13 protein-coding genes and 1 pseudogene are annotated in these 15,630 nt (G+C 44.1%); 5 read left to right on the forward strand and 9 right to left on the reverse strand.

Annotated features, from left to right (window positions below):
- Positions 1 to 51 precede the first annotated feature (51 nt).
- The 3 genes from AWV70_RS05610 to AWV70_RS05620 all read right to left on the reverse strand — a co-directional run bounded on the left by AWV70_RS05610 (position 52) and on the right by AWV70_RS05620 (position 4,048).
- On the reverse strand, positions 52 to 1,887 hold the full coding sequence (locus AWV70_RS05610) for a peptide-binding protein (protein WP_306464369.1): 1,836 nt from the start codon (positions 1,885 to 1,887) through the stop codon (positions 52 to 54).
- Between the two features lie 140 nt (positions 1,888 to 2,027).
- Positions 2,028 to 3,062: an ABC transporter ATP-binding protein gene (locus tag AWV70_RS05615; protein WP_060205053.1), complete on the reverse strand. Its 1,035-nt coding sequence runs from the start codon at positions 3,060 to 3,062 to the stop codon at positions 2,028 to 2,030.
- Complete coding sequence (locus AWV70_RS05620) at positions 3,059 to 4,048, reverse strand: ABC transporter ATP-binding protein (RefSeq protein WP_060205055.1); 990 nt, start codon at positions 4,046 to 4,048, stop codon at positions 3,059 to 3,061. The genes AWV70_RS05615 and AWV70_RS05620 overlap by 4 nt, the downstream gene beginning before the upstream one ends.
- 315 nt (positions 4,049 to 4,363) lie before the next feature.
- Between AWV70_RS05620 and AWV70_RS25975 the strand changes: the two are divergent.
- A pseudogene (locus AWV70_RS25975) lies at positions 4,364 to 4,834 on the forward strand (IS1634 family transposase); the annotation flags it as partial.
- Positions 4,835 to 4,923: 89 nt separating this feature from the next.
- Here AWV70_RS25975 and AWV70_RS05630 read toward each other — a convergent pair.
- The 4 genes from AWV70_RS05630 to AWV70_RS05645 form a co-directional block, all read right to left on the reverse strand.
- Positions 4,924 to 5,283: an arsenate reductase family protein gene (locus AWV70_RS05630; protein ID WP_060205059.1), complete on the reverse strand. Its 360-nt coding sequence runs from the start codon at positions 5,281 to 5,283 to the stop codon at positions 4,924 to 4,926.
- 261 nt (positions 5,284 to 5,544) lie between these two features.
- On the reverse strand, positions 5,545 to 7,332 hold the full coding sequence (locus tag AWV70_RS05635) for an acyl-CoA dehydrogenase family protein (RefSeq protein WP_060205061.1): 1,788 nt from the start codon (positions 7,330 to 7,332) through the stop codon (positions 5,545 to 5,547).
- Between the two features lie 405 nt (positions 7,333 to 7,737).
- Positions 7,738 to 8,913 (reverse strand): acetyl-CoA C-acetyltransferase, encoded by a 1,176-nt coding sequence (locus AWV70_RS05640; RefSeq protein ID WP_060205063.1) that lies wholly within the window; start codon positions 8,911 to 8,913, stop codon positions 7,738 to 7,740.
- 30 nt (positions 8,914 to 8,943) lie between these two features.
- Positions 8,944 to 11,328: a 3-hydroxyacyl-CoA dehydrogenase/enoyl-CoA hydratase family protein gene (locus tag AWV70_RS05645; RefSeq protein WP_060205065.1), complete on the reverse strand. Its 2,385-nt coding sequence runs from the start codon at positions 11,326 to 11,328 to the stop codon at positions 8,944 to 8,946.
- Positions 11,329 to 11,537: 209 nt separating this feature from the next.
- On the opposite strand from AWV70_RS05645, the gene AWV70_RS05650 reads away from it, so the two are divergent.
- The 3 genes from AWV70_RS05650 to AWV70_RS05660 all read left to right on the forward strand — a co-directional run bounded on the left by AWV70_RS05650 (position 11,538) and on the right by AWV70_RS05660 (position 12,981).
- Entirely contained in the window at positions 11,538 to 11,855 is a 318-nt protein-coding gene (locus AWV70_RS05650; RefSeq protein ID WP_060205067.1) for a thioredoxin family protein, read from the forward strand.
- Positions 11,856 to 11,983: 128 nt separating this feature from the next.
- Positions 11,984 to 12,439 carry a hypothetical protein gene (locus AWV70_RS05655; protein WP_060205068.1) on the forward strand — a complete coding sequence of 152 codons (456 nt, stop codon included), beginning with the start codon at positions 11,984 to 11,986 and terminating at the stop codon, positions 12,437 to 12,439.
- Between the two features lie 23 nt (positions 12,440 to 12,462).
- On the forward strand, positions 12,463 to 12,981 hold the full coding sequence (locus AWV70_RS05660; protein WP_060205070.1) for a hypothetical protein: 519 nt from the start codon (positions 12,463 to 12,465) through the stop codon (positions 12,979 to 12,981).
- Positions 12,982 to 13,130: 149 nt separating this feature from the next.
- Here AWV70_RS05660 and AWV70_RS05665 read toward each other — a convergent pair whose 3' ends face one another.
- A complete protein-coding gene (locus AWV70_RS05665; protein WP_060205073.1) occupies positions 13,131 to 14,027 on the reverse strand; it encodes a 5'-3' exonuclease in 897 nt (298 codons plus the stop codon).
- A 79-nt stretch (positions 14,028 to 14,106) separates the two neighbouring features.
- Between AWV70_RS05665 and AWV70_RS05670 the strand changes: the two genes are divergently transcribed.
- Entirely contained in the window at positions 14,107 to 15,339 is a 1,233-nt protein-coding gene (locus tag AWV70_RS05670) for an NAD(P)/FAD-dependent oxidoreductase (RefSeq protein WP_082713483.1), read from the forward strand.
- 20 nt (positions 15,340 to 15,359) lie between these two features.
- Here AWV70_RS05670 and AWV70_RS23760 read toward each other — a convergent pair.
- A partial coding sequence (locus AWV70_RS23760) for a hypothetical protein (RefSeq protein WP_160327631.1) occupies positions 15,360 to 15,630 on the reverse strand: 271 nt, incomplete at its 5' end.

A 15,630-nucleotide genomic window follows, 5' to 3' on the forward strand; every position in this document is an offset into this window, starting at 1 on the left:
AGGAAGGAGGAGAGTATACGATTGACGTATACTCTCCATATTTCCTTCATGTTATTCCGCGTCCTCGACCCACCATTCATGTGCATCTTGGTACATGGAATGTGGAAGAATCTTGATGCCTTGAATACGATCATTGTATGCCCAAAGACTATTTTGCGCGTAAAGGAGCAATGCTGGCAATTCTTCAGAGAAATGTTTTTGCCACTCAGCATATACCTCAGAACGGTAATCTTGATCAAAAGCGTCAGGAGCTTTTACAGCTTTTTGCATTAACTCCTCAGATGTAGGACTGTTCCAACGGGAGAAGTTGTAACCCGCTTTAGTCGCCCATAAACCAGCTGGATCTGGATCTGTACTACTTAAGCTCCAACCAATGAGGTAAAGATCCCAATCCGTATTGTCATCTGTCAAACCAGGTACATAAACTGACATTTCAGCAGGTTGGCGTAGGTTGACCTTAATACCCACATTTTCTAAGTCCGACTGAAGGATAGGAGCAGAACGTTCACGTAGTTCGTTTCCAGTAGGATAATCAAAATTCAATATCCATTCCTTGCCATCCGGGTCTTCTCGGAAGCCGTCGCCTGTAACATCAACATAGCCGAGGTCATCTAAAATTTCGCCAGCTTTTTCCGGGTCATATTCATATGCGGTAACCGCAGATTCGTCATATGCCCACATTTGTTGTGCGATTGGTGAATTGATCGGCTGTCCACGACCATGTAATAGACCTTCTCCGTGCCCAGTACCAACAAGACCTTGACGGTTAACAGCGTGAGCAATTGCTTGACGCACTTTAGGGTTAGACAATTTTTTGTTCGGGACCCAATTATCAGGATTCAAGGCACCCGACTCTACATCGGCTGTCGTTCTATGGTTCATCTTAAAGCCCATTAGTTGATAACCAAAATCAGCTTGCTCAATAATTTCAATGTTTCCAAAGTCAGCTACAATGTCATAATCAGCTGGAGCAATCCCACCAGGACTTGCTACAAAGTCAATTTCACCTTTTTCAAGCAGTCCGATCATGACAGATTGTGCAACTACTTTCCAAACTATGCTGTCTAGGTGTGGAGCACCTTGCCAATAATCTTCATTGCGCTCAAGAATATATTGTTCGCGTTCAATCATATCAGCGAATTTGAAAGGTCCTGTACCAATTACTTTGCCAGGATCTTTTGATTCAGCAGCTTCAGGAATATCCTTAACAGAAATAGAACTGAAAATATGTTCAGGGATAATTGGGAAGCTCGCATAGTAAAGTGGTGATACGTTCGGTTCAGCGAACTTGAATGTCACCTTATAGTCCCCATCAGCTACTACTCCTTCAAATACGTCTGTTTCTCCAGATTGGTAAGCCTCGTATCCAAGTAATGGAGCTACGTAGTTTACTCGTACACCACCAGCGTTTTCATATTCAGGATCAGACATTGCTTGATAAGTGTAGACAACATCATCAGCTGTGAATTCCTCTCCATCATGCCATTTCACGCCTTCTTTCAAGAAAAACGTGATTTCAGTTTGATCATCGTTTACTTCCCATTTTTCGGCGAGGTTTGAAATAAATTCAAGTTTATCATTTTGTGTTACTAAACCTTCATGTGTAAAGTCTAAAATGTTTGCTTCATAAGCTTCTTCATAAAAGATTGGATTGAACATCCCTGCTGGTGCAGAATACATAGCACCTACAATTGTCCCTCCGTCTTTTGGACCACCGTCATCTGTTGCATCTTCTTCACCGTCATCCGTTTCCGACACATCAGGAGTTTTAGAACCGTTTGGATCGCTTAGTTCTTTATCACCGTCTTTGTTACATGCAGCCAAAATCATTCCTAGCGTCAACAATAAAATCAGAAGAGCAAATCTGTGTTTAAAATGTTTTAACAAAATAGCGTCCCCCTTTATTTACTTTAGTCGTAGAACAAAATGAAGCCTTGCTACAATGAGTCACGAATCACCCCCTAAAAGTAACTGCCTGAATTAGTAAAATGAAACTCAAATGAGTTGTCATAGATGCTTAAGTATACTTAACCTTCACTATATAAATGACAGGCGACGAAATGGTCCTTCTCAATCTCTAAAAGTTCAGGTCTGTCAACAGCACACCGATCGTGTGCCTTAGGGCATCGGGTTCTAAACGTGCAACCTGAAGGCGGGTTAGCCGGGCTAGGTAAGTCTCCTTCAAGTTTGATTTTTTCTTTCTTTGCATTTCCTACATTCAAGTCAATGGTTGGAATAGAAGAAAGTAATGCTTGTGTATACGGGTGTAAAGCCTTCTCGTATAATTGTTTTTTTGGTGCAATTTCTGCAAACCTTCCTAAATACATGACAGCTACACGATCACTGATGTGCTTTACGACACTCAAATCATGGGCGATGAATAAGTAAGTAAGTCCTAAATCGCCTTGTAGGTCTTTCATTAAATTAAGAACTTGGGCTTGAATTGACACATCCAAGGCGGATACTGGTTCATCACAAATAACAAACTTAGGATTAAGAACAAGTGCACGTGCGATACTGATTCGTTGTCTCTGACCTCCTGAGAATTCATGGGGATATTTTTGTAAATCGTCTTTACGTAATCCGACTTTCTCAAGAACCTCTAACACCTTTTCTTTACGTGCAGCTTTTGCCAACTTCCCTTGGACAAGCAAAGGTTCTTCAATAAGCTGTTCTATACTCATCTTGGAATTCAAGGATGCAAACGGATCTTGGAAGACCATTTGCATGTCCTCACGAATAGGTCTAATTTGTCGTTGTCTTAAATTGGTTATATCAGTCTGATTAAAGATAATCTGACCAGCTGTCGAATCTAACAATCTGATAAGAACCCGTCCGAGTGTCGACTTTCCAGAGCCGGATTCACCGACGATACCTAATGTCTCACCTTTGCGAATAGTGAAAGAAACATCGTCAACTGCTTTTAATTGCCCGACCGTTTTCTGTAAAATGCCACCTTTAATAGAAAAATACTTTTTTACATTGCGCACTTCGACGAGAACATCCTCATCGATCGACCGTTTTTCATCAAGAGCCTCTTGCTGTTTTGTCAACATTGTCATTGACTCTCGCCTCCTTCTTCATAAAGATGACAACGGACAAAATGATCTGTGTCATTTTGAAGTAACTCCGGATTCGTCTGTTTGCATTTTTCCATTACAAATGGACAGCGGGTCGAAAACCTACAGCCTACCGGGAAGTTATAAGCGGCAGGGACTGTACCTTGGATAGTTCCTAATCGTTCTACATCTTCATCCATTTTAGGCAAGCTGCTCAACAAACCTTTTGTATAGGGGTGCTTCGTGAGAGATAAGAGCTGCTTTGTAGGGGCTTGTTCAACGATTTGCCCTCCATACATGACAATAACTTTGTCGGTATACTCATAGACAACACCCAAATCATGAGTAATGAGAAGAAGTGCCATGTTATAACGCTGTTGCATCTCAAGGAGCAAGTCTAATATTTGCGCTTGTATGGTCACATCCAGCGCCGTAGTCGGTTCATCGGCGATAATGAGTTCGGGCTCACATGAGATTGCCATCGCAATCATCACGCGTTGTCTCATTCCGCCCGAAAGTTGATGAGGATATTCTTTGATGATTTGTTCGGGGCGGGGGATACCGACAATTCTAAGTAATTCGATTGCCTTCAGTTGTGCAATTTGCTTAGATACCTTTTTATGTTTACGTATCATTTCGGTAATCTGATTGCCAATCGTGAATACGGGATTTAAAGCAGTCATGGGCTCTTGAAAGATCATTCCAATATGGTTACCACGGATAGCCGTCATCTGCTTAGGTTTTAAATTAAGCAGATTTTTATCTTTTACGTGAATACTGCCTTCCACAATTCGACCAGGCTTGTTAATCAATTGCATAATGGAAAGCGCAGTAATACTTTTTCCACTTCCTGATTCGCCAACAATCGCCACAGTTTCCCCTGGGTAAACAGAAAAACTGACGTCGTCCACAGCTTTTGCAACTAACTCCTGTTCCAAATAGAAATACGTTTTCAACTTCTGAACATCCAATACTGGCTGACTACTCATATAGACACTCCATTCCATTCCTTTTGGTAAGATTCGCAAGTCTTTGAGAATAGTGATTGTCTACAATTTTGCAGACTATAAATTAAATAAATCAGATAATTATATATAATCCTAATGATAAGTTACTGAATTGTCAATCGATTATTTAGTAATATATTGTAAGCTATAGTAGATTAATGTCGAAATATGTATTTTCAGGAATACTATTCGGGTCAGTAAATTTACGGATGACGAAATACTAATTGAACTAATTGGATAAATAGACAGGATTATTTATCTATGGAATCGCGTCGAATGCTAGTTCCCGCCCGATAGAAGCAATCCATGTATGATGGGTTTTATACGGTATGTACAAATTTAGAATCGACAATTGAAGAGATTATCAAAATTAATCAAAGAAGATGGGAAATCGAGGAGACGTTTCGTTTATTAAAAAGCGAATTCCAAACTCGCCCTGTTTATCTACAAAGGGAAACACGCATAAAAACACACTTTCTAACATGTTTTCTATCTTTATTGATTTATCGTATCTTAGAGAAAAAATCAGATGAGAAGTTTACATGTCCTGAATTAGTCAACACGTTGAAAATATGAAAATGATAGAACTGGATGGTGATGAGTATATACATATACCGAACAGAAATTACGGACGCTTTACATGATGCTTTTGGCTTTAGAACCGATTTGGAGATCGTCATTCAAAAAGAGTTGAATAAATTTAAGGCAAATGAAAAAAGTGAAATAGTACGCAGTATAAAATATAGAAAAAATCGCCGCAAACGTTGAAGTTTCAACATTTGTGGCGATTTTTGGTGTCAAAGATGAGATTTCCATTCAATTTTGACATATTCAGATGCTAAAGACAGGAAAGTCTATTAGGCTCTCCAAACTTCTTCAAACTGATCTTCCTTAAAGCCGACAGTCACTTTCGAACCATCTGTCACAATCGGTCTTTTCATGAGCATGCCGTCTGTAGCCAATAGCTCGACCTTTTCGTCATCCGTCATTCCCGGCAGCTTGTCCTTCAAATTCAATTCACGGTATTTCATTCCACTTACATTAAAGAACTTCTTAATGTCCAGGCTGGAGTTTCCGATCATTTTTTGCAACTCTTCTTTTGTTGGTGGATTCTCAACGATATTGATATCTTCAAAGTCCAGCCCTGCGTTTTCCAGCCACTTTTTCGCTTTCCTGCATGTCCCGCATTTCGGATAGCCGTAGTATATTAAAGACAATTCGCAACACCTCCATTTTCCCTAAGTATAACAGAGAAACCGCCCGGGATAAAAATAACCCGGGCGGTATTGAAATCAATTACGCCTTGGCGTAACTGCGTTTGGATTTTTATCGAGCTTGCTCGATAAACTCCCCTACAAATCCATGACATCCGCCGGAGGCAAAACTTAATTCAGCAAGAGTTTAGACTTCCACTGAACTAAGGTGCCTGGGGATGATCACAACATGCACAGAAATTTGGGACATTCTGCTGGATTAAGTTAAACGACGTATTTTTCTGCGTCAATCAATTTAACGGATGCTTCGCGTTTTTTCGCGATGATGTTGTACGGATTCGATCGTGTCAGCTTGCGTAATGCGGAAAGCATCATCCGTTGGTTATCGCCTTCGACAGATGCAAGAAGTGTCTCTTTCGCATCCTTTTCGATGGCTTCGAATGCTTCTTGGCAGAAGATTTCAGTGTAAAGGATCTTCTGTTGCTCTTTTTCTTCGCCATTTTTAGCGATTGCTTTTTCCGTACGTAATAGTGCGGATTCCATTGCAAAAATGTTATTTGCGATGTCAGCAATATTTACAAGCACTTCCTGTTCTTTATCGAGCTTTGTGCCGAAACGTTGTGCTGCCATTCCAGCTGCGAGCAAGCCGATTTTCTTCGCGTTTTTCACGAGCACTTTCTCTTGGGCAAGCGCTTCGTCGCCAATTTCTTCCGGCATCATCATAAGCAGCTCTTCCTGCAAGCTTTGTGCCTGTTCAAGCAAAGGCAACTCGCCTTTCATCGCTTTTTTCAAGAACGTTCCTGGAACGATCATACGGTTGATTTCATTCGTCCCTTCAAAAATGCGGTTAATACGGGAATCGCGGTACGCGCGCTCCACTTCGTATTCTTGCATGAAACCGTATCCGCCATGCAATTGAACCGCTTCATCAACTACGTAGTCAAGCACTTCAGAGCCTACAACTTTGTTGATGGAGCATTCGATTGCATATTCAGCAATCGAAGCCGCAACCGCTTTTCCGTCTTTTTGCTGTTCCGGAGTCATTTGGCTGTTGCGCTCTTCAAAATAACCGACTGTCCGGTAAATCAAGCTTTCCGTCGCATAGATCTTAGAAGCCATCGTCGCAAGCTTTTCTTTCGTAAGGTTGAATGAAGAAATCGGCGTTTTGAATTGTTGGCGCTGATTCGCATACGTAACCGCCAATTCAAATGCACGTTTCGAACCGCCGACCGTACCTACACCCAATTTATAACGGCCGATGTTCAAAATGTTGAATGCGATGATATGACCTCTGCCGATCTCGCCTAACAAGTTTTCAACCGGGACTTGTGCATCTTCAAGGATCAATGTACGAGTGGAAGATGATTTGATGCCCATCTTCTTCTCTTCTGCCCCGACTGAAACACCAGGGAATTCTCTTTCGACGATGAATGCCGTGAATTTATCGCCATCCACTTTCGCATAAACGACGAATACATCTGCAAATCCAGCGTTTGTAATCCATTGTTTTTCACCGTTCAGTACGTAGTGCGTACCTGCTTCGTTCAATCTTGCAGTTGTTTTTGCACCAAGTGCATCTGAACCTGAACCTGGCTCCGTCAATGCGTAAGCTGAAATTTTGTCACCTGTAACGGAATTCGGCAAGTATTTTTTCTTTTGCTCTTCGTTACCGAAGAGGACGATAGGCAATGTACCAATCCCGACGTGCGCACCATGAGTGATTGAGAAGCCGCCAGCTACAGACATCTTTTCGGAAATCAACGCGGAAGAAATCTTGTCGAGGCCTAAGCCGTCATATTCTTCAGGTACGTCTGCTCCAAGAAGACCAAGATCTCCTGCAGACTTGAGTAGTCTGACAGAATGCTCGAACTCATGGTTTTCCAATTTTTCAACGACTGGCAAGACTTCGTTTTTGACGTAGTCTTCAGTTGTTTTTGCGATCATTTTTTGTTCATCTGAAAAATCCTCAGGTGTAAACACGCGTGATGCGTCGATATCCTCGATAAGGAATGCTCCTCCGCGAATGAAATCCTTTGTTGTTGTTTCAGTCATTTTATATTCCTCCTTGGGATTAATAAAAACTTACTCTAGAACGGATTTCCGCTACGGGCGGACGCTTTCCACCGGCATGGCTTCAGCCTCCTCACTACGCTTCAATCCTAAATGTATGCTTAACAACTCATAATTCACTATAAAGACGCATAAACGATTCCAATTACGCATAACTCTTCGGAATCACGCATAAATAGCATCAAAGGCGCATAATCCGCTGGAAAGACTCATAACTCCACGCAGGTACGCATAAATGCGCTTAAAAGTTCATAAATCTCTTTCTTACTGTCCTGCTTCAAGCGCTAGTTGCTTGGGGCATAAGTCAAAGCTGCTATGTGGCAAAGACCGCCACTTCGGATCTTCTCCTTATGCCTGTCACATCTGAGCAAGCGCCTTCCGCTTTTCTTACAGTAGCTCGAACACGCCGGCTGCGCCCATTCCGCCGCCGATGCACATGGTGACGACGCCGAATTGCTTGCCTTGTCGTTTTAATTCATTCATCAGCTTCAATGTCAGTACAGAGCCTGTTGCGCCGAGCGGGTGGCCTAATGCGATTGCGCCGCCGTTGACGTTGACTTTGTCCATATCGATGCCTAAGTGGCGGACGACTTGCAATGATTGGGATGCGAATGCTTCATTCAGCTCCCATAGATCAATATCCTCGATGGAAAGTCCGGCGAGCTTCAATGCTTTCGGAACAGCTTCGATCGGGCCGATGCCCATCACTTCAGGCGGAACTCCCCCTACAGCGAAGGAATGGAATTTCGCAATCGGCTTCAAGCCTTTCCCTTCTGCGATTTCACGGTCCATGACGAGGACAGACGCCGCGCCATCAGACGTTTGGGATGCATTCCCCGCGGTGACGGAACCTTTCACCGAGAATGCCGGGCGTAATTTCGCCAACACTTCCATCGATGTGCCGTTCCGTACCCCTTCATCCATTTCAAATAGAACTGTCTTCTCCTGATACTTGCCGTTTTCATCGACAAATCGCTTTACGACTTCTACTGGTACGATTTCATCTGCAAATTTGCCAGCCGCAATTGCCGCCGCTGCTTTTTCATGCGAGCGGACCGCAAATGCGTCCTGATCTTCCCGGCTGACACCGTATTTCATTGCCACTTGTTCGGCTGTATGACCCATTCCCATATAGTATTGGGGTGCTGTTTCAGCGAGCTTGAAGTTCGGTCTGATCGTATTACCCATCATCGGCACCATGCTCATCGACTCGACGCCGCCAGCGATGATCGCTTCGGAATGGCCGAGCATAATCCGCTCCGCTGCATACGCGATTGATTGGAGTCCTGATGAACAGAACCGGTTGACCGTAATGGCAGGCGTCGTGTCAGGCAATCCAGCAAGCGCCCCGATATTGCGGGCGACGTTCATTCCTTGTTCCGCTTCCGGCATAGCACATCCAATGATCAAATCATCTATCGGTCCATCATATCCATTTGCACGTTTCAGTGTTTCTTTAATTGTTAGTGCACCCAGGTCATCCGGGCGTACAGTTGCCAGGGACCCACGACCCGCTTTTCCGACCGGCGTCCTTGCACCTGCTACAATTACTGCTTCACGCATTTGTCTTCCTCCTTTTGCAATATGTGCAGATCAGTTGCGCAGCGGCTTCCCTTTCAGAAGCATATGCTGCATCCGCTGTTGGGATTTCGGCTCTTGAATGAGGCTCAGGAACGCCTCACGCTCAAGATCCAACATGTATTGTTCATCGACAAGAGTTCCATAAGGCACTTTTCCGCCTGATAAAACAAATGCGAGCTTCTTCGCTATCTTCAAATCATGGTCGCTAATATAGCCTGATAGATGCATGCCCTCCGCTCCGAGAAGCATCGTTGCATATCCGGAATCTCCCGTGACTGGAATCTTCTCTTTCTTCGGCGGCGTATAACCCGCTTCATACAATGCAAGTGCAGCCTGCTTCGCGTCATAGATCAAGTGATCCGGATTGACGCTTATGCCGTCCGCGAAATCGAGGAAGTTATTATCCTTCGCCTCTTCAGCGGATGTCGATACTTTCGCCATCGCAATCGTTTCGAACACTTTATTCGCAACGTATTGGTAATCTACGTGCACGCCATTCGGCAAGCCTTTCAAATGTTTCGTATACAGATTGACGTTGCCGCCGCCTCCAGGAATCAGGCCGACACCGACTTCGACTAAGCCGATATATGTTTCCATCGATGCTTGGATATGCGCAGCTGGCAAGCACACTTCCGCACCGCCGCCAAGCGTCATTTGGAACGGAGCCGCAACGACCGGCTTCCGGCTATATTTGATTTTCATCATCGCGTTTTGGAATGAACGGATTGTGTAATCCAATTCAAAAATATTGTCATCTTGCGCTTCCATCAAAATCATCGCTAGATTCGCACCTACACAGAAGTTTTTCCCTTGGTTTCCGATGACAAGACCTTTGAAATTCTTCTCCACTTCATCGATTGCGAAATTGATCATTTGGATAATATCAAGACCGATCGCGTTCGATTGGGAATGGAACTCCAATAGTGCGACGCCATCGCCAAGATCGATCAGGCTAGCACCGGAATTCTTCTTAATGACGCCGTGCTTTTTCTTGTAACGCTTTAGGTCAATCGCTTTATCATTGACTGAAACAAGCTTGTAGCCTTCTCCGTCATAGAAATAAAGATCGCCGTCTTCTTCCTTATAGAAAGATTCAACACCATTGTCGAGCATATTTTGGACGAAAGCTGGAATTGCTACGTCTTCCTCTTTCATTCTTTCAACCGATTTCGCAACACCGATCGCATCCCAAATCTCGAACGGCCCTTGCTGCCAGCCGAAGCCCCATTTCATCGCATTGTCGATAGAGACGATATCTTCTGCGATTTCACCCGTCAATTCAGCTGAATAGCACAGCGTCGGCGAAAGGATGCTCCAAAGGATCTCCCCAGTTCGATCATTAGCGTATACGAGCGTCTTCACTTTATTCGCAAGGCCTTTTTGCTGCTTCGCCATTTCAATTGAAGGCGTTTTCATTTTTTTCGTCGGTCCGTATTCGAAAGTCTCCAGGTCAAGCTCAAGAATCTCTTTACCTTCTTTCAAATAGAAACCTTGCTTCGATTTCGCGCCAAGCCATCCGTTGTCGATCATTTTCTTCATGAACGGAGGAAGCTCGAACACTTTCTGTTCATCGCCTTCCGTCTTGTCATACGCATTTTTAGCAACATGCATGAATGTGTCCAAACCGACGACATCCAATGTACGGAAAGTTGCCGATTTCGGACGGCCGATCAATGTGCCTGTCACCGAGTCGACTTCTCCGATTGAATAGCCCCTCTTCTCCATTTCACGAAGTGTTACAAGAAGACCGTACGTTCCAATCCGGTTCGCAATGAAATTCGGTGTGTCTTTTGCGATGACGACACCCTTGCCCAAACGGTCTTCACCGAATTGGAGCATGAAGTTCAGCACATCGGCATCCGTCTTTTTCGTCGGAATCACTTCAAGCAGCTTCAAATAACGAGGTGGATTGAAGAAATGCGTTCCAAGGAAATGCTTTTGGAAATCCTCCGAACGTCCTTCAGCCATCGCTTCAATGCTGATTCCTGATGTGTTGGAGCTAATGATTGTCCCCGGTTTCCGAACTGCATCTATTTTTTCATACAAACTTTTTTTAATGTCCAGATTTTCGACGATGACTTCAATGATCCAGTCAACATCTTTCAATTGTTCCAAGTCGTCCTCTAAATTACCGACTTCAATAAGTGATAGATTCTGTTTTGCTGCCAATGGCGCCGGCTTCTGCTTCAATAGTTTCTCCAAAGCTGTCGATGCAAATTTATTACGGACTTGCTTATCCTCCAATGTAAGGTTCTTTGCTTCTTCTTGCTCTGTCAGCTTTTTTGGAACGATATCCAGCAGAAGGACAGGTATGCCGATATTGGCGAGATGGGCTGCAATGCCAGATCCCATTACGCCTGAACCCAATACTGCCGCTTTCTTGATTTGATATGCCACGTTGCGAAGCCTCCCTTTTCTTTTGAATGAACACTCATTCATTTTGTAAGCAAAAAAAATAGAAACGTTATCTATATCTACCAGTCTAAATCATTCTCTTCTTTTTCGCAATATTGAAATGCATATATTCCCTATTTTTTGTTATGGGCATTTTATTATCCTCCTTCGGAAAAAGAAGGTACACTATTTACTAAAGGAGTGTGTTCAAGATGAAATCAATTACAACAGTTGAAGAGTTCAACAAGGTCATTAATAGTGAAAACAAATCACTTATTAAATTCCAAGCTGGCTGGTGTCCGGACTGCACACGCATGGATATGTTCATCGACCCGATCGTAAAAGATTATGACATGTATACATGGTATGACGTAGATCGTGACGTGTTGCCTGAAATCGCGGAGAAATATGAAGTGATGGGTATCCCAAGCTTGCTTATTTTCCAAAATGGTGAAAAGAAGGCACATTTGCATAGTGCAAACGCCAAAACACCGGATCAGGTGACTGACTTTCTTGAAGAAGTGAAATGATGGAATCATAGGATTTACGAAGAAATGGAGGGGCAGCCAATTGGATGCTTCCTCCATTTTCATTTCACTTTTCTCTTATTTATGTGTTTATCGTATAATAAAAGAAAACACATATGCCGAGGTGCCAAATGGATTACGAAATAGAAATAGAAAAATATAAAAAAAGAATTGCCGAATTGGAAGAAACGATCAAAAGATCATCCGTACCAATTATTTCATCAGTTGTCGATGATACAATTCTTGTGCCGGTCGTCGGCTATACAGGAGCAGAGCGGTTTGAACTGATCCGTACACTCGTCTTGGAACACCTGGACAAACACCGGAGCGTGAATTGTGTCATTTTCGATTTCACAGGGGCTGATTTGAATGAAAAAGAACTATCTGATTATGACTCGCTCGCACTCGAACTGCAAATGCTGAACAATACGCTGAAGCTGATGGATGTACGTCCGATTTCAGTCGGCTTCAATCCTCTGATTGTCAGAAGAATCATTGCCGCCGGCGTCCAAATGGAGTTTGAATCGTACATCAATTTCCGGATGGCACTCAAAGTTCTACTAAAAGAACAAAAAGCTTCGCTATAATTCGGTTAATGGGGGGGCGGCAAATGAAACAGGTGAAAGGGTTTCGAGGCAAATCACAATACGACGATGAAATCGATAAGCGTTTCCAGCCTTCCGCATGTGGTCCGGTGACTGCTTTCACAATCCTCCGCCATCATCTGCTGGATTCCGGCATTCGGGTGAATGATCTTTACCGAATGCTCGGTGGAACCCGAATTGGCTTATTTAAATGGCGCTTCATCCACAATCTCCGAAAAATGCTCGGTTCTGGTTGGTCGGTTGCAGAGTGTGGGGTTGTGGATATGAAGCGGGAAATCGATGAGGGTCGGCCGGTTGCTGCTAAGTTCGATAAATGGTTCGCATTTCATTGGTTTGGCAATTATGCTTTTGATTATCATTGGGTTCCAGTCATTGGCTATAAGGAAACTGATAATGGACTCGTATTGCTCATTCATGACAATGGCGGGAGGAAACGGGAAAGCCGTATCCGTGAAATCGCCTATGAACCTAACCGGCCCATTCTATCGTTCATAAAGATCAGAAAAACCACTGCCGAAAAATAAGCAGTGGTTTTTCTATTCCATTCATTAAAATACGCATAAATGCTTCTAAACACGCATAATCCTTTGGAAAAGTCCATAAACGCTCCTAGAAACGCATAAACGCTTCCAGACGCGCATAAAACGGAAAAATAACGCAAACACCCGATTTGTTAAGCAATCAACTGCGGAAATAATGAATTCAACTGCCTAAGAATCATTGTATAGCCCTTTTCCTCCAATTGCTCCCTCGCCCCCGAGAAATCCGGAAGGCGCAATTGCTCGATCGGGTCATTAAAGTCAAGCTCACAATGGATTTGTGCAAGTTTCTTCGATAGAAGCAACATATCCATATCTCCTTCAATCTTCTTCCTCATTCCTGGAGCAAGCTCCTCCAACGACTCAATGACACTTTCGACCGATCCATATTCCTTCACAAGTTTCAACGCTGTTTTCGGGCCGATCCCTTTGACACCTGGATAGCCGTCACTCATATCTCCCGTAAACGCCTTCACTTCGACGAACCGTTCCGGTGCAATTTCGTATTCCTCAACAAACCGCTCCTCTGAATAGATGTCATATACATTGTATCCTTTTTTCATAAATGCAATTTTCACGCCAGGACGCAGTAGTTGTAAAAGGTCCTTGTCCCCTGTGACGATTGTGATATCCGCCTTGCCTTCCCATTCACAGACGAGTGAGCCGATCAAATCGTCGGCCTCCATTCCTGGAACCCCATAATTCTTCCAACCGATTAACTCGGACACTTCCCGCGTCATGTCAAATTGCGGCACAAGTTCAGGCGCAGGTGCAGGACGGTTCGCTTTATAGCCATCGAATAAATCATTTCTGAACGTATGCGCTCCCATATCCCAGCAGACCGCCATATGGGTAGGTTTGAAAATCGAAGCCGCAGTTAATGCATGGCGGGCAAATCCTTGCACGCCATTTGTCGGGACCCCTTCATCATTCGGGAAGAAATGCCCCATTGCCGACGTTGCAAAAAACGATCTGAATAAGAGGGCCATCCCGTCAACTAGCAATATATGTGGTTTTTGTTCGCCAGTCATTATTATCATCTCCTAAAATATTGTACTTTACTTTTCCAAACCTTATTAGATGGGTAGTGAAAGGTAAGGAGGTATTTTTATGGATTTACATAAAGGTTCGTTATATTGGCCAACTACCTATCAAACAACTTATAGAAAAAAGCCTGCCATAAAAGCGGAGCACTATGATGCTGTCATTGTCGGGGGTGGCATGTCGGGAGCACTTACTGCCTTATCACTGCTAGATCGCGGATTACAGGTCGCCATTTTGGATAAAAGGCGTTTTGCGGCAGGAAGCACCTCCGCCAATACAGGTCTTCTCCAATACTCTAATGATATCATGCTTCACGAATTGATTGAACAGATCGGGCTAATTGACGCAGTCGATTTTTATCGAAACTGTTTAGAAGCGATGAAACAATTGAAGAGAGTTGCTGATCGACTGCCAGTTGATCCTCATTTCATTGGCAGGGAAAGTATTTATTACGCAAGTGATGAGAATGATGTCAGGCGGATAGAAAAGGAATATCAAACATTAACTAAATATGGCTTCCCTTGCACCTATTGGGATAGGCATGCCCTATTGAAAAACACAGGCATTGACCGTCCTTGCTCCATTGTGACCTTCGGAGATGCAGAGGTGAATCCATATGCATTTGCAAACGGGATTTTTGACCTTGCCGAAGCGATGGGGGCGCACCTCTTCGAATTCACGGAAATGCTAGATGCGAAGGAGTCTAACGGGAGTTTGACAATCACAACATCAGACGGTAAGATGCGTACCAAAAATATTATTTTCACGACCGGCTATGAAACTTTGCCAGTCGGCAAACGGTGCGGAGCGGATATCAATCGATCCTACGTCATCGTGACGGAGCCATTGAAAGAACTGCCTGCTTGGTATGAAGATGCGCTTATTTGGGAGACGAAACGCCCTTATCTCTATATGAGAACGACTGCTGATGGGAGGATCATCATTGGTGGATTAGATGAAAACAGCGGCGGGATGGAAATTACGGACGAGTTGCTTCGTAAGCGTGGAAATGAATTGCAACGTGAATTTAATGGAGTCTTCCCTCATTTGGATATACAAATCGATTACGTCTATTGTGCAACATTCGGTGAATCGATTGACAATTTGCCATTTATCGGCGAGCATCCCCATCGAAAAAATCACTTTTACCTATTGGGGTACGGTGGAAACGGCACAGTCTACAGCATGCTTGGCGCTGAAATACTTGCGGATCAGCTATGCGGGATCAAACATCCGGCAGCACATATTGTGCAGGTGGAAAGAGATGCTGAGGAAGTGAATGGAAAGATGATTTTGTAATAGACGTGTGAAACGCCGCTTTAGATGCCCGGTGGATTGATTTGGACGCGCGGCGAATTGCTTTGGTCGCGCAGCGGCTCGTTTTGGACGCGCGGCAGCTTGCTTTGGACGCGCGGCGAATTGCTTTGGTCGCGCAGCGGCTCGTTTTGGACGCGCGGCAGCTTGCTTTGGACGCGCGGCGAATCGCTTTGGACGCGCAGCGAATTGCTTTGGTCGCGCAGCGGCTCGTTTTGGACGCGCGGCGGCTTGCTTTGGGCGCGCGGCGAATTGCTTTGGGCGCGCAGCGGCTCG

The organism is Sporosarcina koreensis, assembly GCF_001531445.1.
In the GTDB taxonomy this organism is placed as follows: domain Bacteria; phylum Bacillota; class Bacilli; order Bacillales_A; family Planococcaceae; genus Sporosarcina; species Sporosarcina koreensis_C.